Source organism: Geobacillus sp. E263, from assembly GCF_007197795.1.
GTDB lineage: Bacteria > Bacillota > Bacilli > Bacillales > Anoxybacillaceae > Parageobacillus_B > Parageobacillus_B toebii.
This window is the reverse complement of sequence record NZ_CP041632.1, coordinates 1910385-1929332: the sequence shown is the minus strand read 5'-3', so window position 1 is coordinate 1929332 and position 18948 is coordinate 1910385. Positions and strand designations below refer to the sequence as shown.

Annotated in this window: 15 protein-coding genes and 1 pseudogene; 9 read left to right on the top strand and 7 right to left on the bottom strand. The window is 41.6% G+C overall.

Features of this window, described 5'->3' with window-relative positions; translation table 11 throughout:
* The first annotated feature begins 11 nt into the window (after window positions 1–11).
* Both FNL97_RS10020 and FNL97_RS10015 read left to right on the top strand, forming a co-directional pair.
* Window positions 12–2519 carry a beta-mannosidase gene (locus FNL97_RS10020; RefSeq protein ID WP_143415708.1) on the top strand — a complete coding sequence of 836 codons (2508 nt, stop codon included), beginning with the start codon at window positions 12–14 and terminating at the stop codon, window positions 2517–2519.
* Between the two features lie 43 nt (window positions 2520–2562).
* Complete coding sequence (locus FNL97_RS10015; protein WP_143415707.1) at window positions 2563–3573, top strand: zinc-dependent alcohol dehydrogenase family protein; 1011 nt, start codon at window positions 2563–2565, stop codon at window positions 3571–3573.
* 154 nt (window positions 3574–3727) lie between these two features.
* Here the strand turns inward: FNL97_RS10015 and FNL97_RS10010 are convergent, their stop codons facing one another.
* Window positions 3728–4255, bottom strand: coding sequence for a YceI family protein (locus tag FNL97_RS10010; RefSeq protein ID WP_143415706.1), 528 nt, complete (start codon window positions 4253–4255; stop codon window positions 3728–3730).
* Window positions 4256–4543: 288 nt separating this feature from the next.
* Between FNL97_RS10010 and FNL97_RS10005 the strand changes: the two genes are divergently transcribed.
* The 4 genes from FNL97_RS10005 (at window position 4544) to FNL97_RS09990 (ending at window position 8902) form a co-directional block, all read left to right on the top strand.
* Window positions 4544–5401, top strand: a complete 858-nt coding sequence (locus FNL97_RS10005) for a MurR/RpiR family transcriptional regulator (RefSeq protein WP_143416314.1) — start codon at window positions 4544–4546, stop codon at window positions 5399–5401.
* 147 nt (window positions 5402–5548) lie between these two features.
* The gene (gene murQ, locus FNL97_RS10000; protein WP_062754309.1) at window positions 5549–6436 is read left to right on the top strand and encodes an N-acetylmuramic acid 6-phosphate etherase; all 888 of its coding nucleotides are present in this window, start codon (window positions 5549–5551) and stop codon (window positions 6434–6436) included.
* 27 nt (window positions 6437–6463) lie between these two features.
* Window positions 6464–7816, top strand: coding sequence for a PTS transporter subunit EIIC (locus FNL97_RS09995; protein ID WP_143415705.1), 1353 nt, complete (start codon window positions 6464–6466; stop codon window positions 7814–7816).
* 15 nt (window positions 7817–7831) lie between these two features.
* A complete protein-coding gene (locus FNL97_RS09990; RefSeq protein ID WP_143415704.1) occupies window positions 7832–8902 on the top strand; it encodes a DUF871 domain-containing protein in 1071 nt (356 codons plus the stop codon).
* A gap of 140 nt (window positions 8903–9042) precedes the next feature.
* Here FNL97_RS09990 and FNL97_RS09985 read toward each other — a convergent pair whose 3' ends face one another.
* The 5 genes from FNL97_RS09985 to FNL97_RS09965 form a co-directional block, all read right to left on the bottom strand.
* Window positions 9043–9948 (bottom strand): response regulator, encoded by a 906-nt coding sequence (locus FNL97_RS09985; protein WP_143415703.1) that lies wholly within the window; start codon window positions 9946–9948, stop codon window positions 9043–9045.
* Between the two features lie 3 nt (window positions 9949–9951).
* Window positions 9952–11220, bottom strand: a complete 1269-nt coding sequence (locus FNL97_RS09980) for a sensor histidine kinase (RefSeq protein ID WP_143416313.1) — start codon at window positions 11218–11220, stop codon at window positions 9952–9954.
* A gap of 106 nt (window positions 11221–11326) precedes the next feature.
* Window positions 11327–11974, bottom strand: a complete 648-nt coding sequence (locus FNL97_RS09975) for an amino acid ABC transporter permease (RefSeq protein ID WP_143415702.1) — start codon at window positions 11972–11974, stop codon at window positions 11327–11329.
* 76 nt (window positions 11975–12050) lie between these two features.
* Window positions 12051–12911, bottom strand: a complete 861-nt coding sequence (locus FNL97_RS09970) for a transporter substrate-binding domain-containing protein (protein ID WP_143415701.1) — start codon at window positions 12909–12911, stop codon at window positions 12051–12053.
* Between the two features lie 42 nt (window positions 12912–12953).
* A complete protein-coding gene (locus FNL97_RS09965; RefSeq protein WP_143415700.1) occupies window positions 12954–13682 on the bottom strand; it encodes an amino acid ABC transporter ATP-binding protein in 729 nt (242 codons plus the stop codon).
* Window positions 13683–14053: 371 nt separating this feature from the next.
* Here FNL97_RS09965 and FNL97_RS09960 point away from each other — a divergent pair, with 371 nt between their 5' ends.
* Genes FNL97_RS09960 through FNL97_RS09950 form a run of 3 tightly spaced genes read left to right on the top strand, consistent with a single transcriptional unit; the run spans window position 14054 to window position 17115 of the window.
* On the top strand, window positions 14054–15070 hold the full coding sequence (locus FNL97_RS09960; RefSeq protein WP_143415699.1) for a tripartite tricarboxylate transporter substrate binding protein: 1017 nt from the start codon (window positions 14054–14056) through the stop codon (window positions 15068–15070).
* Window positions 15071–15120: 50 nt separating this feature from the next.
* Window positions 15121–15576 carry a tripartite tricarboxylate transporter TctB family protein gene (locus FNL97_RS09955; RefSeq protein WP_143415698.1) on the top strand — a complete coding sequence of 152 codons (456 nt, stop codon included), beginning with the start codon at window positions 15121–15123 and terminating at the stop codon, window positions 15574–15576.
* 12 nt (window positions 15577–15588) lie between these two features.
* A complete protein-coding gene (locus FNL97_RS09950) occupies window positions 15589–17115 on the top strand; it encodes a tripartite tricarboxylate transporter permease (RefSeq protein ID WP_143415697.1) in 1527 nt (508 codons plus the stop codon).
* 284 nt (window positions 17116–17399) lie between these two features.
* On the opposite strand, the pseudogene FNL97_RS09940 reads toward FNL97_RS09950, so the two are convergent.
* Window positions 17400–18182: pseudogene (locus tag FNL97_RS09940) on the bottom strand (LacI family DNA-binding transcriptional regulator); the annotation flags it as partial.
* Window positions 18183–18948: the final 766 nt, after the last annotated feature.

Below are 18948 nucleotides of genomic sequence, written 5' to 3'. Positions count from 1 at the left end.
GGAATGAACCCTTGTTGATCAATAAAAATTGGAAGATACAGCATTTTGATGTAGGACAGGTAAGGGATTTAACGATTGCAGATCCAAACTATATTGATCACTTTTGGATACCAGCAAAGGTGCCAGGAGATGTACATTCGATTTTACGGGAAAAGAAATTGATTGATGATCCCTTTTTCGGCTACAATGATTTGAAATCGAAATGGGTGGAAGAAAAGGTTTGGTGGTATCGTACGGAATTTACATTTGATAAAAACAATCTAGACAAAGAGGAACGGTTAGAGTTGATTTTTGAAGGCTTAGATACCTTTGCGACTGTTTATTTAAACGGAGTGGAATTAGGGACTACGGAAAATATGTTCATTTCACATACTTTTGATGTTACTAGAGAAATAGTGGATGGAAGAAATGTTTTGGCAGTGAAATTTAATCCCGTTTCCTATCAGTTAAAGGAGAAAGAGAAAAATTATTGGGCTGGATTTGGAAAAGATCGCATATGGGCGCGCAAGGCTCAATATCATTTTGGCTGGGACTGGGGTCCGCAAATTCTAACGGTAGGAATTTGGAAAGAGGTGCGTTTAGAAAAAAGAAAAATTGCCAAAATCGAAAGTGTTTACGCAAGAACACTTGACTTGAAAGATTCTCGGGCCATTGTTCAAATCGATATTTACACCAAAAACTTTGTTAAGGGAAAAAGTTTACAGGCGGAAGTGACGTTAAAAGATCGAGAACAACAATTTTTCCAAACCGTAAATATTGATCAAAATCGAGCAACACTCACTTTCAACATCGACAATCCAAATCTTTGGTGGACGCATGATTTAGGAGAACCGAATCTTTATCAATTATCCGTCGTTTTAAAATGGGAAGGGGAAGTTCTAGACACATATCAAACAGAAATTGGGATTCGTACGGTGGAAGTAATGAAAAGAGATCGCGAAGGGAATCCGCGGTTTACCTTTGTTTTAAATGGTGTAGAGATATTTGCGAAAGGAGCCAACTGGATTCCTATTGACAGCTTTTTAGGATCTGTACCGGAATCACGCTATCGTCATCTTATTCAGCTTGCGAAAGAAGCAAATATGAATATGCTGCGTGTATGGGGCGGTGGGATTTATGAAAAAGACATTTTCTATCAAGAATGCAATCGCCAAGGTATTTTAGTTTGGCAGGACTTTATGTTTGCCTGTGCGTTATACCCGGATTACAACCGCAATTATATGGAAAACGTCCGCGAAGAAGTGATTTCGGTGATTAAGCGGCTTCGTAATCATCCTTGCATCGCTTTATGGTGCGGAAATAACGAAAACGATTGGTTGTATGAAGTGGAGCATGCCGCTGGAAAAATTCACACTCCTTTTTATGGAGAAAAAATATATCATGAGTTAATTCCTGAACTACTGGAAGAATTAGATCCTTCCCGTCCATATTGGCCAAGTTCGCCATATGGCGGCAATGACCACAACTCACAAGAGGAAGGCGACCGGCATAATTGGCAAGTTTGGCACGGGAATGTGGAACCTCGAAAATTCGGTCAGAATTTAGGACAAAACATCAGTGTGGAGGGGGTTTCGTTTCGAAATTATAAAAAAGATCGCACCCGGTTTTGCAGCGAGTTTGGCATGCATGCTTCTGCCAATCGTTATACGCTGGAAAAAAATCTGCCTGAGGGAACTTTTTATTGGGGCAGCGATGAATTGGCATATCGCAATAAAGATTTTCATCATGAAAAAGGGCTCTTATTAATGGAAGGATATACCGGCATTCCAAAAAATGTTGAGGAATACATGAATTATTCGATGCTCACACAGGCTGAAGGTTTAAAGTATGGAATGGAACATTACCGCCGCAATAAACCGCAAACAAGCGGGGCTTTAATCTGGCAATTGAATGATTGCTGGCCTGGCACGAGTTGGTCGATGATCGATTATTACTTGTTGCCAAAGGCTTCATATTATTATAGTAAAAAATTTAATGCCCCTCTTTTATATACGCTTGAACATGACCCTGGCGATGATTTACATCTATGGGTTGTGAATGACCGATTAGAAGATGTGAAAGATACGCTGGTATTCGAAGTGTTCCGATTTAATGGCGAGTTAGTGTATTCGAAAGAATTTTTGATCCATGTGAAAGGAAATGCTTCGGTTCAAATTGCTTCTTTAACAGAAGCGGAGGTTTTACAAGGCAATCCTGCTGAACAAGTTGTCGTCCGCTTAAAATCGTTGAATAAAAAAGCAGAGGAAAACTATTATTACCTAAGAAATCATAAAGATCTTCAGCTGCCTAAGGCGAAATTGCAAGTAAAAGTGATGCCGGAAAAACAAGAAGTAGAAATTCGGACAGATTGTTTTGCGCGTTTTGTTAAACTGGAACTTCCGGCAGAAAAGATTATTTTTTCTGATAATTTCTTTGACCTACTTCCATCGGAGCGAAAGATCATCAAGATTAGACATTTAGATGACAAAACCATTTCTTTAGATGGTTTAAGCGTATCAGCCATCAACGGCAGTGCTTGATCGGATGATTTTTTATCTAAAAAAGTATGATGGAGGGAAAATCATGAAAGCGGCGGTTTTATTAAAAAAGGGGAAAATCAAAATACAAGAAAAAGAAGTCCCGACTCCGGCTTCTGGAGAAGTTTTAGTAAAAGTAAAAGCGTGCGGCATTTGTGGAACAGACCAACATATTTTTCATGGACATCCCGGTTCAGCGGATGTGGTCACTCCGATTGTATTGGGACATGAATTATCAGGTGAGGTAGCTGCAGTTGGAGATCGTGTTTCATTTTTAAAACCAGGAGACCGTGTGACGATTGACCCTAACATTTATTGCGGAACTTGTGAGTATTGCCGGCAAGGCCGCCGGCATTTATGTGATCATCTTGAGGCGATTGGGGTCACCCGCGATGGCGGAATGGCTGAATATGTTACAGTCCCGGCAGAAAACTGTTACTTATTGCCTGACTCTTTAACGTATGAAGAAGGCGCGCTGGTAGAGCCGCTAGGTTGTGTCATCCATGGGATTGAGAAAATAAAAATATGGCCAGGTGCTTCTGTTTGTATTATTGGGGGCGGATTTATTGGTCAAATCATGCTTCAGCTCGTCAAAATGTATGGGGCATCCCCAGTAATAGTAAGTGAACCAGATGAAAGCAAATATCAAACATTGCTTGATTTTCAAGCTGATGTCGTGATTAACCCGCTGAAGAAAGATCTGAAGCAAACGGTGGCAGGCGGTGTGGATATTGTCATTGAGTGTGTTGGGCGCCAGGAAACAATGGAGCAAGCGGTTGCGTTAGCTAAGAAAGGTGGGCAAATTTTGCTTTTTGGCGTATCTTCCCCACATGATAAGATTCAAGTATCGCCTTATGAGGTGTTTTCGAAAGAACTAGTGATTCGCGGTTCGTTTATTAACCCGAACACTCATCCAATGGCCATTTCCTTGATTGAAAAAGGAAAAGTGAAAGTACAACCTTTAATTAGCCATTATTTTACTTTGCAAGACATTCCGAAGATTATGCCGAAATATGGAGAATTAAAAGTAACAAAAGGGATATTGAAGTTTGAATAGGGGAATAAGCATTGCCAATCCCCTTTCTCTTTTAAAAACTATGGTGTAAATTCCCGTGATTTGATATATCTTTCTGATTTATGTGGCATCCATCGTGAAGAAATAAGCGCCCTTAGCTTGATTGTTAAAGCTAAGGGCGTTTGGCATGAAGAGATCAGCTGACAACAAACTCAAAACTTCCGAATATTTTTACTTCTTTTCCGATAAGAAATCCTCCTGTTTCAAGGGCCGCGTTCCATGTTAAGCCATAATCTTCGCGATTAATTTTTCCTTCTACGTCAAAGCCGGCTACGATGCTTCCGGTTATCGGATTTTTGGATTGTCCGTTAAATTCGACTTTGAACGTCTCTGTTTTTGTAACATCTTTAATTGTTAATTGGCCTGTTACTTCATATTCATCATCTGAAACCTTTTTAACAGAATCGCTGATAAACGTGATGGTTGGATAATTTTCTACATCGAAAAAGTCAGCTGAGCGAAGGTGGTTGTCTCTGTCTTCGTTTTTTGTATCAATGGAAGCTGCTTGGATGGTCACTTTCACTTTGGAAGATTCCAACTGATTGACGTCACCTTCCACTTCCACATCAAATTCGGTGAACTCTCCTTTTGCCTTAGCAATCATCATATGTTTTACTTGAAAAGATATGGAACTATGAACTTTGTCTAATTGAAAAGTTGTCATGTTCCTTCTTCCTCCTTTTGTTTTGGTTATAATAATCATATCTGAAAAATATCTTGAATTCAAATATTTTTATTTAAATTTAAAAAATTTTAAAAATAAGTTAATATTTCCCAATCAATGAGCGGATGAATACATGAATATGTGCATCCATCTCTCTTAATCCAAAAAGCCGCATCTAACGGTTTTTTCTAAGTATAATACCAACATATGCGCTGCTTTCACTTGATAATGGATGCATGATAACATTAGATTAAGTGTGAAAGCGGACAGAGAGGAAGAGGAATCATGATGAAGCAGTTAAGCATTTTAGCGAAAATCGAAAATCAAATGGAACGGTTTTCACCAGCTGAAAAAAAGATTGCTACGTATATTATGGAACATGCGGAGCTTGTGCCAAATATGACGACGAAGGAACTGTCGAAAAATGCAGGATCTAGTGAGGCGAGTGTCGTCCGCTTTTGCAAAACGATCGGCATTGGCAGCTTTACCGCGTTAAAATTGGCGCTTGTCCGTGAATTGACGATTGCCGATATGAACATTAACGATTTTTCGATTATTGAAAAACAAGATGCTCCGTACGATTTATTTAATAAAGTGACCTATGTCAACAAAGCAGCGATCGAAGCGACAACAACGACGATTGATAAACGGGAATTGGAAAAAGCAGCGGAAGTGATTGCCAATGCGAAAAAAATTTTATTTTACGGAGTCGGAGGATCAGCTTCTTCGGCGATGGATGCATGCTATAAATTTACAAAGCTAGGCTATGTGTCGATGATGTCTCCTGATTTTCATACGATGCTTCCGCTTGTCGCGAATTTAGAGAAAGGGGATGTGTTTGTCGCGATTTCCACATCAGGAAGAACAAAAGATGTGCTGGAAATTGCGAGATTCGCCAAAAAACAAGATGCCACGGTGATTGCCATCACTAAACTCGATACGTCGTCACCATTGTATAAGGAGGCGGATATCAAGCTATGCCTTCCGGATGTCGAGCAAGATCATCGCATCGGAAGTATGGCATCACGAATGACGCAGCTGAATATCATTGACGCGCTTTATTTAATTACGTTCCATCAAGTGGGAAGCCGTGTGCTGGAAAAATTTCATGAAACGAGAGAAGAAGTAGTCCGGTTGCGGAGATAAGTATTTATGGAAGCGAGCAGTCAATGCTTGCTTTTCTCTTTTTATGGAGATTTTTTTGAAAATGGAAGAATAAAATTGATATTTTATTTCATATATATATAATTAAAATAAGAAATAAAATTTCAAATCTATAAGAAGGTGACAAGATTGCTAGAACGTTTAACAACCGAACAACGAAACAACAAAACGCAGAACTTAGATGAAATGACGACGAAAGAAATTTTGCAGGTGATGAACGAAGAAGACCAAACAGTGGCCATTGCTGTTTCGAAAGAATTAGAACACATCGAAAGGCTTGTGCAAAAAGTGATTGCGTCTTTCCGGCAAGGCGGTCGGCTCATTTATATGGGAGCTGGTACAAGCGGTCGGCTCGGAATTTTAGATGCGGTGGAGTGTCCGCCGACATTTGGGACGGAAAAGGAGATGGTGCAAGGATTAATTGCAGGTGGTTTGGAAGCGTTTACAAATGCGGTGGAAGGAGCAGAAGATAACGAAGAACTTGCAGTAAAAGATTTACAGTCAATTGGACTGACGGCAAAAGATACGGTCATTGGCATTGCGGCGAGCGGACGAACGCCGTATGTGATCAGCGGGCTCCGATACGCAAAGCAAATCGGTGCCACAACCGGGAGCATTGCCTGCAATAAAGGAGCGGAAATTAGCAAATACGCTGATGTCAGCGTTGAAGTGGAAACAGGCCCGGAAATCTTAACAGGATCCACTCGCTTAAAAGCAGGAACAGCACAAAAGATGGTATTAAATATGATTTCCACCGCTTCCATGATTGGAATCGGAAAAGTATATAAGAATTTAATGGTCGATGTGCAGGCGACAAACTTTAAACTAAAAGAACGAGCTAAACGAATTATTATGGAGGCAACCGATGTAGATGATAAGACGGCGGCGCGTTATTACGAAGCGGCGCGGGGACATGTGAAAACGGCGATTGTCATGATTTTATTGCAATGCAGCTATGAAGAAGCGACAGAGCGTCTGCAAAAAGCGAATGGATTTGTTCGCCAGGCGCTTCAATAAAATATGTGAATAAGGGGAGAGGTTGAAATGAAAAGGGAACAACAAATGGCCGTTGAAATATTGGAACGGCTTGGAGGGAAAGAAAACATTACACGTATTGCTCATTGTATGACAAGGGTGAGAGTGTCATTGCGCGCTCATCAAAAAGCCGATATCGCAGGTCTTAAAAATATTGAAGGTGTCATGGGCGTTATTGAAGATGAAACATTGCAAATCGTTGTCGGCCCTGGAGTCGTTAACAAGGTAGCTGCTTCGCTTTGCGAATTAACAGGATTACAACTTGGAGAAGTGATCGAAGATACTGCAGCACAGAAAAAAGCCGAGATTCAACAACGCAACCAAACGCCATTTAAACGATTGCTGCGCAAAATCGGAAGCATTTTTATCCCGCTTATTCCAGGTCTTGTCGCATCGGGAATTATTAACGGAATCGCTAACTTTGCGAAAAACGCCGGGGTCGATCCAACAGAAACATGGCTGCAGCTATTATTGCTCATTGGCGGCGGCATTTTCGCTTCGCTCGGCGTTTTAGTCGGATACAATACGGCAAAAGAGTTTGGCGGTACACCTGTGTTGGGAGCGATTGCTGGAATTTTAGTATTTAACCCGGCGCTTGCCGATATTAAACTGTTCGGGGAAGCGTTGACGCCGGGACGGGGCGGATTGTTTGCGGTGATGTTGGCCGCATGGCTTATGGCGGTCATGGAAAAGCGTGTCCGCAAATTCGTTCCGAATGCGATTGATATTATTGTGACGCCGCTTTTAACCGTGTTAATGGTATGTTTATTTACGCTCATCGCCGTTCAGCCGCTTGCCGGATGGTTATCTTTAGGTATCACAAGCGGAATCAAAGCAGTGTTGGATATTGGCGGTGCGGTTGCTGGCGCCATTTTGGCAGGTACGTTTTTACCGCTTGTGATGGTTGGATTGCATCACGGTCTGACACCAATTCATATGGAGTTTATTAATAAAATCGGTTCAACTCCAATTCTTCCGATTTTAGCGATGGCAGGAGCAGGCCAAGTAGGAGCGGCGATTGCGATTTTCGTCAAAACGAAAAACAAACGGCTTCGCAACATTATTAAAGGGGCGTTGCCAGTTGGATTTTTAGGAATTGGAGAGCCGTTGTTGTATGGGGTAACGCTGCCGTTAGGAAGACCATTTTTAACCGCGTGTCTCGGCGCGGCAGTCGGCGGTGCGTTTCAGGCAGTTGTGAAAACAGCCGCGCTCGGAATCGGCGTATCTGGTTTATCGCTCATTCCGTTAATCGCCGATAATAAATATATTCTATATTTCTTAGGATTGGTCATTTCGTACACGTTTGGTTTCCTTTTTACGTATTTCTTTGGCTTTAAAGAAGAAATGGCGGAAAACATTTAATTCTAGGTGGTTTCGATGTTCTATCTATCTTTCTACTTATCAGAACAAACGGATCAAATCGAAAAAAGATTTGCACAGGCAAATTTGTTCGGATGTCGGGAACTATTTACATCGCTTCATATTCCCGAAGACGATCTTACCTTTTATCGCAAGCGATTACAAGAGATCGGGCAGTTAGCGAGAAAATACGGAGTCGGGATCATCGCTGACGTTACCCCGGCTTCTTTATCCAAAATTGGGGTGAATGGAGACAATCTTGATTTGCTTTTTGATGGAGGAATTATTGGACTGCGGCTTGATGATGGATTTTCTATGAAAGAAGCAGCAACGTTTTCTCACCGGATGAAAGTTGTTTTCAATGCGAGCACGATGACGGAAGAAGAATGCGACGATCTTGCTTTTTGTGACGTGAACTGGAATCAAATTGAAGCGTGGCATAATTTTTATCCACGTCCAGAAACAGGATTATCAAAAGAATTAGTCATTCAAAAAAACAAGATTTTACGCCGAAAAGGAATTCGAACGATTGCCGCGTTTATTCCGGGAAATAAAGAAAAACGAGGTCCGCTCCATCAAGGGCTACCTACGTTAGAAGCACATCGGTATATGGATCCGCTTTGCGCGTACGTGGAATTAGTGCAGGATTGTGAGGTAGATAAAGTATTCATTGGTGATTTTTCCATGACGGATGATGTGCTTGCGCGAATGAAGGAGTTTCGGGATGGGGTTATTCCGCTGCGCTACCGGCCGCTTGTGCAACAACATGAACTGCTTTCCATGGTCGAAACGGTTCAAACGAATCGGCGTGACGCAGCAAGGGATGTCATTCGATCACTGGAATCCCGCCTATCTTTCTCATGGCCAAAGCATTTATTAGCACCAGCATGTACGATAGAGAGACAAAAGGGAAGTGTTACGATGGATAATATTAGATATGGAAGATATGCCGGCGAACTGCAAATCACATTAACCGATTTGCCAGCAGATGAGAAAGTCAATGTGATTGGACGAATTTTTGAAGACGATCTTCCTCTCCTTGCGTATGTCAAAGGAGGACAACAGTTTCGCCTTGTGCGGCTCACATAAAGCTTACGGCCACCGAATTCGGTGGCGTTTTATTTATCTGTTTATGATAAAATTACATAATAGTAAAAAGTTTACAATTAACGTTCAACAACGGATGCGAAAGGAAGGAACGTTTGACGCACCAACGATCAGAATAAGTGTTACGCCTTTTTTAATTCCATATAAAAAGCGGTTAAAAACTTTCTTACATTAATACGGCATTTTGTTGTTTTTTCTCCTGCTTCGAGCTCTTTCATACGTTTTCGGACTTCTTCAAAATCAAAAAGACGGGGAGCGAAGTGTTCGAACGTGGGATTGGTATAGTCTGTGAGCCCGAGAGAAGATAAATGGGTAAATGCTTGCAGCACCATACGGCGAATGCGTTGTTCCATGGCACGCACTTCTTTTTGAATGGTGGATTCATGATGATGGTGTGTTTGTCGCACAAGCTCGGTGTATAATTCTTTTAAAGACGGCAATTCGTGAATCGTCTGCCCCAATTTCTCTTTTTCTGCTAAGTGGCGCATGATCAGTAATAAATCTGCCGCCCCTGCTTCTCCAGCAATACCTAATAGAAGAAGATGTTGCACTTGGTGTTCCAGTTGTGTTTGTTCCTTTTGATGTAAAGGAGAAGCGGTTGTTGCAGTTTGATCTAATGCTTTCAGCAGCTGGCGAATTGAATCAAGGGAATGGGAGATAGAGATATGTTCCGCTACTCGCCTCAATACTGCCACCACTTCGTAACGATTAATTGGCTTTTGAATGTATGTATCGACGCCGTGAAGGTATGCCTGTCCAATCATTTCTTTATTTTCCACCTGGGAAATCATCACAAATTGCCCTTTAAACCCTTCTTCTCTTAATTTTTTCATCGTTTGAATCCCATCGCGACCGGGCATCAATAAGTCAATGAGCACCACATCGACCGAATACAATTGGTCTGCAGTAACGTTTAAGCCGTCTTCTGCTTCTCCAACAACCTCGCCGAGCTGGTTTTCTGTAATAATTTTTTCAAGCATTTTTCGTACGACGGCGTCGTCCTCAATAAGAAAAAAACGAAGCGGCATGAATTACATTTCCTCCTTTCGCAGCAACTGGCTGGTAGGAATGGTTAGCCGAAACGTTGTTTGTCCTGGATTGCTGCTTACAAGTTGTATATGTCCATGAAGACTTTGTACGATATCCCGCGCGTGGGTAAGGCCGATTCCTGTCGACGGATTTCCTTGTTGATCGTATTTTGTGGTAAAGCCGGGTTGAAAAATCCAGTCGGCATCTTCCTTGGCAATGCCTATCCCAGAGTCTGTCACCTCCACAATGAGATTGCTTTGTTGCAATTCTACTTGCAGATGAATCGAACCGGATGTCGGAATGGCTTCCACGGCGTTCGCCACTAAGTTGTTTAGTACAGAGAGTAAGGCATAGACATGGTCGGTCGATAAATCGACATGGCACGTTTGGGCAAATTGAATCTTTTTTCCTAATAGCTCGGCGTATTTTTCATTAGCGCGTACCACCATTCCACAAAGTTCATTGATAGGAAGCCTCCGCCGCAACGGTTGTTGCCCGATTAATTTCGATAAGCCTGCAAAAATACGCTGTACATCTTTTTTGACTTCATGAATATGTTCGGCGATATAAAGCGCGGCATGTGGCTTCACTTTTTCTCCTTCCATCAAATGCGAATATAGCTCATAACTTTTTCGTGTAATCTCTTCTAAGTATGTCATCGATTTTTGCAAGTAAAATGTTTCCTCATACAGCCCCGTATTAATCATCATTAGACGCTCCAACTCTTGTTGTCGCGCTTCCCCTAAGGTGCGAAGATGTTTCATTACGAAAATATTATATAATCCGATGACGCAGAAACTTCGTAAAATAGCGAATAACAACATTACCATCATCACTTGGTATGTCACGATGAACGACTCACCAAGGAGATAACGAAAGAGCAATTCGCATGAATTAGACGAAAAATCAAGAACTGCGCCGAGCAGGCCAGCGCGGATGGGAAATTCCAGCAAGCGGCGGAAGCGAGTGATTTGTACGATCAAGGCAAAATTAATATAGTAACACGCGGCTGGAGCATGAGTAAAAAAACTATCTGATAACGCAGCTTGCCCAGTCAGCATGTCAAGGGCGATACGGAATCCGATGACAAAACACCCCGCGCAAATTCCGATAAAAAGCGGGGAAATCATCTCAAATGAAATAAGTCCGAAAAAAAAGATAGCACTCCCTAATGAGAAGCGGAACGGGCTATTAAACGGATTAATTTTCATTTCCCCAAAAAAAGCGGTAGCCAATATTAGAATGGTCACGATCAACAGGCGTTCACGCATCGTTTTTCCTTTTTTCACACACCTTTTCACCACCCTAGTTTCTATTATATAACAGATGGGGTGGAAATAGTTTCATATTTTTCAAGAAAAGAATCATTATATGAGTCTAACGTTGTCGATATTCGAGCCTTCTAGAAACAAGAGATAACGAATAATTGACAACAAAATACATAAGCGCAACAAGAATAAAAATCGGTATCACATAATTGACATTTCTTCCGTTAATAATTTGTGCGTGGTTCATCAATTCTGGGAGGGAGATCACGATCGCTAGCGATGTATCTTTCAGCAATGAAATAAATTGGCTGACAATCGGCGGCACCATTCGGCGCAATGCTTGTGGCAAGATAATATACCATAATGTTTGTATATAGGTGAGTCCGGACGAACGCGCCGCTTCCATTTGGCCTTTTGGAACAGCAAGGATTCCAGATCGGATTACTTCCGCAATAAATGCAGCGGTATATACCATAAGGCCTAATGTTCCTGCTGTAAAGGAATCAAAACGTATACCGATAGCGGGAAAGCCGACAAAGAATACAAAGACGATTAAAATAAGCGGAATGTTGCGAATAAATTCTACATAGATAGTTCCGATCCAGTTTAGCGGGTGAATTGGCGCGATGCGGAAGATCGCGATAATGATGCCAATGACTAAGCTGCCGATAAGAGCTAGAACGCTTGCTTTTAATGTGTTGGCAAACCCTTGCAAATACATATCCCAATGTTCTAGCAAAATCGAATATCTTAACATGATGATTCTACCTCTTTCCTAACCTAAGATGAAACAGATGAGCGAAACAGGCTTCGCTCATCTGTTCTTTCATGATTTATTGTTGCGGTTTTTTCCCAATCCATTTTTCATAAATTTTGTCGTATTCGCCGTTTTCTTTAATTTCTTTTAAGTATTCGTTAATGACTTGCAAAAATTCTTTGTCTCCTTTGCGGACGGCGATGCCGTATGGTTCTTCGGTAAACGTTTCGTCAAGAACGCGGTAGTTTGGATCTTGTTTTGCCATTCCCCAAAGCAAAGCATTGTCCGTTGTGAGCGCATCGCCTTGTCCAGCTTTTAGCGCTGTAAACGCTTCAGCATAGTTTTCAAATTCTAATACATTGACTTCTGGCGCTACTTTGCGGATGTTTTGCGCAGATGTAGAACCTTTTGCCGTTAACACGGTCATTCCTTTTTTCAAATCTTTTACGCTGTTAATTTTGCTGTCTTTTTTGACAAGTAGCGATTGTCCGGCCATGAAATACACATCGGAGAAATCAACCTCTTTTTTCCGCTCTTCCGTAATGGTCATCGTCGCGATAATCGCGTCGATTTCTCCGTTATTGAGCATTGGGATGCGTGTTTTGGATGTCACTTCTTTTAGTTCGATTTTATTTTCATCACCAAGAATTTTTTTCGCTAATCCTTTGGCAATGTCAATATCAAACCCTTCTACTTTTCCGGTTTCTGGATTTTTTAAACCGAACAAGTTCAAGTCATACTTTACTCCAACAACGAGTTTGCCGCGTTTTTTAATTTTTTCTAACGTGTTCGTTCCGCCCGACGTTTCCGTCGATTTTGCCCCATCCCCTTTGTTGGATGTTGACGATTCGCTGCTGCACCCGGCTAAAGCAGTGATGCTGAATAGTGCGATAAGCGCAAGCGTGATCCACATTTTCCAAACTGTTTTTCCTTTCATGAAAAAACCCCTTTTGTTTGATTTAAAACATTTTTTTGATTATTAATGGTTGAGAATGCGGCTCAGAAATACTTTTGCCCGTTCTTCTTTTGGATTGGCGAAAAATTCTTCCGGCGGTGCTTCTTCCAAAATACGGCCTTGGTCCATAAAGACGATGCGGTCTGCAACTTCACGGGCAAATCCCATTTCGTGTGTCACAACGACCATCGTCATGCCTTCTTTTGCCAATTGTTTCATGACATCAAGCACTTCCCCAATGGTTTCTGGATCGAGCGCCGATGTCGGTTCGTCAAATAGCATAATTTTCGGCTTCATCGCCAGTCCTCTGGCGATAGCAACGCGCTGCTGCTGCCCGCTGGACAGCTCGGACGGATAGGCGTTCGCTTTGTCCGGAATTCCTACTTTCTCTAAATAGTACATCGCGGTTTCTTTCGCTTCTTTTTCCGGAATGCGAAGCACTTTCATCGGTGCTAACGTAATGTTTTGCAATACAGTCATATGTGGGTATAAATTGAAATGCTGGAACACCATACCGATATTGCGCCGCAATTGGTTAATGTCGATGTTTTTGTCATTGACTTTGACGTTATCCACGATTAATTCGCCGCTTGAAATCGTTCCCAAACGATTGATGCAACGAACTAACGTGCTTTTCCCAGAACCGGATGGACCAATAATGACGACAACTTCCCCTTGATGAATGGTTAAATTGATATCTTTTAGTACGTGGAAATCGCCGTAATATTTGTTCACTTGATGAAAATAAATCAATGAACCCCCTCCTTCCCGAATAATATGAATAATTTGTTTTTTTTAAGATTTATTGTAAACATTATCTACTGAAATCTACTGAAATCGACGATAATCTTCTCTTTGGATGCAAAAACTCTTTCTGCGGAGACGTTTACGCAAATGCCCGCGACAGCGTTGAATGTTATGCGCGGAAAAAGATGGTGACAGAGAGGTATTGATAGAAGAAATCTGTCTTTTGTTGGGAGCTTTCAGTAGAAGAGGGTTTTTCTTATTTTCATGAACAAAATGCACAAAATTCATTTTATTTTCAAAAACTTATTATTCGGAAAATTGTTGTTATAATTACTTTCAAATATGTAAACGCTATCAAAAACAAGGGGGATCAGAAAATGGTGAAAAAGTGGTGGAACTTGATTGTCATGGGAATCATGATGCTTGCGTTAGCTGCCTGTGGAAGCAATGCGACGACGAAACAGTCTAGCAAACCATCAAGCTATCCGACGAAGCCAATTGTGGTTGTCGCACCTTCCGGGGCTGGTGGAGGGTGGGATTTGACAGCAAGGGCGATTACAAAAGTATTGGATGAAACAAAATTAGTGAAGCAGACGATTACGGTGGAGAATAAACCAGGCGGCGGCGGGGCTGTGTTTATGGCAGAATACGCAACACAGGATAAAAACAATGATTACAAGCTGTTTGTCAATTCCCCACCAATCATTATTAACAACTTAAAAGCGGAAGGAAACAGCCCATTCGGTTATAAAGACACAACACCGCTTGCTCAGTTGACGAAAGATTTCGGGGCGATTGTTGTTAAGGCGGATTCGGAATTTCAATCATTGTCCCAATTGTTGGAGGCGATTAAGCAAGATCCAAAGTCTGTGACAGTAGCCGGCGGGTCGGCGCCAGGGTCGATGGACCATTTGATCGCAATTCTTCCTATCTACAAATCTGGGATTGATCCGAAAGTAGTGAAATATGTTTCGTATGACGGCGGCGGGGAAGCAATCGCAGCGCTTCTTGGGGGAAATGCGGATGTGATTGCAACGGATGCATCTTCTGTCGGTGAATATGTGAAAGCAGGGAAAGTGCGAGTGCTTGCCATTTCTGCGCCAGAACGTCTTGGCGGCGCTTTAAAAGACGTGCCGACGATGAAAGAGCTTGGCATTGACGCGGAATTTACGATTTGGCGCGGCGTCTTCGGGCCGAAACAAATGTCTGTGGACGCGAAAAAGTTTTGGGAAGATACTTTGAAAAAGCTATCCGAACACGAAAAATGGAAGGAAGAATTAACGAAACAAGGATGGGAACCAGAATATAAAGGGTCAGAAGAATTCGCTAAATTTTTACAAGAACAAGAAAAGCAAATCAGTGATATGTTAAAATCGCTCGGAATGCATAAATAAACGAACGGGGAACATTCTTCCCTGCCTTTATCAAAAATGGGGGTGTACGTGTGAGCAAAACGTTTGATCGCATTGCCGCCATCGCCTTTTTAGCTGTTGGAGCTTTGTTTATGGTGGAAAGTCTAAAAATCTCAAAAAGCGCTTATGGAAGTGCAGTCGGCCCGAACGTGTTTCCGTTTTTGTTAGGGCTTGTTCTTGCGATGTTAAGCATCAAATTGTTGCTAGAGACGATGCGATACACAGATTCAAGCAAAGAAAGGCAGCCATTGCAGTATAAAAAGTTTTTCATCATTTTGCTTGCCGCCATTTTATATGCCGCCTTATTAGAAACTATTGGTTATGTGATTACGACTTTTTTATTCCTAGTCGTCGGGTTTCAAACAATGGAAAAAGGAACTTTGTGGAAATCGGTAGTGATTGCTGCTTGTTTTTCACTTGGGGTATACGGGTTATACGTTAAACTGTTGCAAGGAACATTGCCGAGTTGGCCGATTTGGTTTCAATAAAGGGGAGAGAGTATGAGTGCACTGACATTTTTAATCGATGGCTTTCAAACAGCAATGCAGCCGCATAACTTATTGTTCGCCTTTCTTGGCGTGCTCATTGGGACGGCGGTAGGAGTGCTACCAGGGATTGGCCCGATGAGCGGGGTAGCGCTGTTAATCCCGGTAACGGCTTCGATGACGTCCGGGCTTGACCCAGCTCAAGCGGCGACCAGTTCGATTATTTTGCTTGCCGGTGTCTATTACGGGGCGATGTACGGCGGTTCGACGACATCGATTTTGTTGAATACACCTGGGGAGTCTTCCTCTGTCGTCACCACATTGGACGGTTATCAAATGGCCAAGCAAGGGAGAGCGGGATCAGCGTTAGCAATTGCGGCAATCGGTTCGTTTGTCGCTGGCATTGTTTCCTTAATTGCCCTCGTGTTGTTGGCGGAGCCGCTTTCCAATGTAGCATTGAAATTTGGGCCAGCGGAATATTTTTCACTAATGCTTCTCGGATTGGCCGCTGTCAGTGGGTTGGCAGGAAATTCGATGACAAAAGCGTGGATGATGACCGTTTTCGGCTTGCTGCTTTCGACCATCGGTCTTGATAATGTGTCAGGTGTGGCGCGATTTACGTATAACATTTCTTTTCTATATGGGGGCTTGGAATTTTTAACAGTTGCGGTCGGTTTGTTTGCCTTAGGCGAAGTATTCAAAGCGATTCTTCATAAGGAGAAAAATGACGGAGAAATCGCAAAAATCGGCCGTGTCCTTCCGTCGAAAGCGGAGCTGAAAGAAAGCGCGGGTCCGATTGCGCGCGGTTCGCTGCTCGGATTTTTCGTCGGAGTATTGCCGGGAGCGGGGGCGACGCTCGCCTCGTTTTTCTCCTATATCATGGAAAAGAAAATAAGCAAAACACCTGAAAAATTCGGAAAGGGAACGATTGCTGGCGTGGCGGCGCCGGAATCTGCGAATAATGCCGCCTCGGGAGGGGCAATGATTCCACTGTTGACGCTTGGAATTCCCGGTTCGGGAACGACCGCGATTTTAATGGGGGCGTTAATTATGTATAACGTCCAGCCCGGTCCGCTGCTCTTTGATGAACACCCGGATGTAGCATGGGGATTAATCGCCAGCATGTTTATCGGCAATGTGATGCTGCTGATTTTAAACATGCCGCTCATCAAAATATTTGCGAAAATTATTGAAACGCCGCCTAAATATTTGCTGCCGCTTATTATTGCGATTTCTGTATTTGGTGTTTACGCGGTGCAAGTGACGACGTTTGATGTCTTTTTATTAATCGCATTTGGTGTATTAGGCTATCTGCTGGCAGAACATGACTTTCCGCTGGCGCCACTTGTATTAGGGCTTGTGCTTGGCCCGATGATTGAAAATAATATGCGAAGAGCGCTTACGGCTTCAAACGGAGACTTTATGGTATTTTTCGAAAAACCAATCTCGCTTGTTTTGCTTATCATTGCGTTTTTATGGATCGTCGTGCCATTTGTCATGAAACTAAAAGGGAAATCGGTTATTGTCAGCGAAGATATGTAAGAGAAGAGAAAGACTATTGCCTTTCGGCGGATAGTCTTTCTCTATTTTCCGTTAAGGAGAGATAGCATGAAGCTACAAACGCGGCTCATTATCATTATTTGTTCCTTGCTTTTATTTGTCATCGTTTTTCTTTCCTTTTTGTTTCAGCACATGTTTGCCGCCACGCTAAAAGAACAGATCGGAATGCGCGCGCTGAACGTAGCGGAAACGGTTGCTGCTACGCCGCTAGTCAGGGATGCTTTTAGGCAGCCGGACCCGCACCGACAAATTCAGCCGTTCGCAGACTGCCTTAAGCATGAGTTGACTAAAAATCCTAATGCATCATTGACACAAAACCAAGCAGTCGGTTGCCGCTCTAATTGCTTAATGTACTGAAGTATCAATTCTTCTTTTTCTTCCGCATTTTTGAAAATAAACTCTTCATTTGGTTCAATGCCATATTCCCGCAATGCGAGCAAATATCCTTCATAGCGTTCTTCATAGCTAGGAGAATATTCTACATTGCCGACAAAAGCAATGTCGCGATGATTTAATTCAATTAAATGCTGTACGGCCAAGTAAGCGCCAAAGCGATTATTCGTTAATACGGCATCCGCGTGGATATTAGGATGATGATGGTCAACAAGAATGGTTGGAATGCCGGTTGAAATCACTTTATTAATGTATTCCGTACTGATGTGAGAAAGAATTAAGATTCCGTCTACCATCTTATTTTCGATAAATGAAGGCAAAATAAGCTGTTCTTTTTGTTCTTGATTAACCGATTGGATGTGTAAGTTCATGCCTCGTTTTACGACTTCTTTTTCGATGCTCAAGTAAATTTCGCCAAAAAAATTTTTTAAGGAAAATGTTAAATCCGAAGCGATTAATCCGATGTTCCCCGTTCTTCCTTGTTTCTTTTTCTTGCGCGCTCCTGGATATTGATACCCCATTTCTTCGGCCACACGTTTAATTCGCTCGCGAGTTTCTTCGCTCACCCCTTCTTTTCCTCTTAAAGCTTGGGATACCGAGTTTTTTGATATATTTAATCGATCGGCAATATCTTGCATTGTTACTCTCTTTTTCATATTCCACACCCATTATTCATTTTTAGGAAAGCATTAAAATATCAAACATTTGTATCACAAAAACAAGTCATATGAATAAGTTGGCATGATTACAATTGTATAAAATCTAATGAATGAAATATTGTGATTGATAATGCCATAAAATCTGGGGAAGAGTGACAATTAATATTGTAATATGAAATGAACAGAATTGGAATGATAATGGACTTGTTAAATTTTTTAGGTAAAGTTCTTTTTATTCAGTAGAGCGGCAAATTTCATTACATTATTTTTTCATTTTAAAAACAGAAAATCAAGGTCTTTTTTAATGTTACAAAAGTTAAATAATGTATGTAATTTTTGGTTAACATAAGCTTTTTACATATGAGAAAAAGCTTTTAATGAAAAATTCCTCTTCATTATTTTCTATGATTCCTATTCAATCCTAGGATGATGATAGCTGGAGGGAAATACCCATCAGATGAATTTTTTCTTTCACTTACAAAGCATTACATCCAAGCATTATTTCTGGAATTGTAAGTGTTTTTTTCTAAATTATAAATGTGATGATGAACCTAACAAATCTATTGACTATAAAAATAAAAGATGGAATAATTTACTTGTAAAGATTACAAATCGATAATTAAAAAAATGATATGTAACGTTACAAATATATTTGGTTTTTACATAAATAATCTTAAAATGTTTTCGCTGGGATGTACATCTAATCAGGGCTTTCTGACATTATTGGAAATACATTAAAAAGATAAAGCCGCAATCTTTTCTA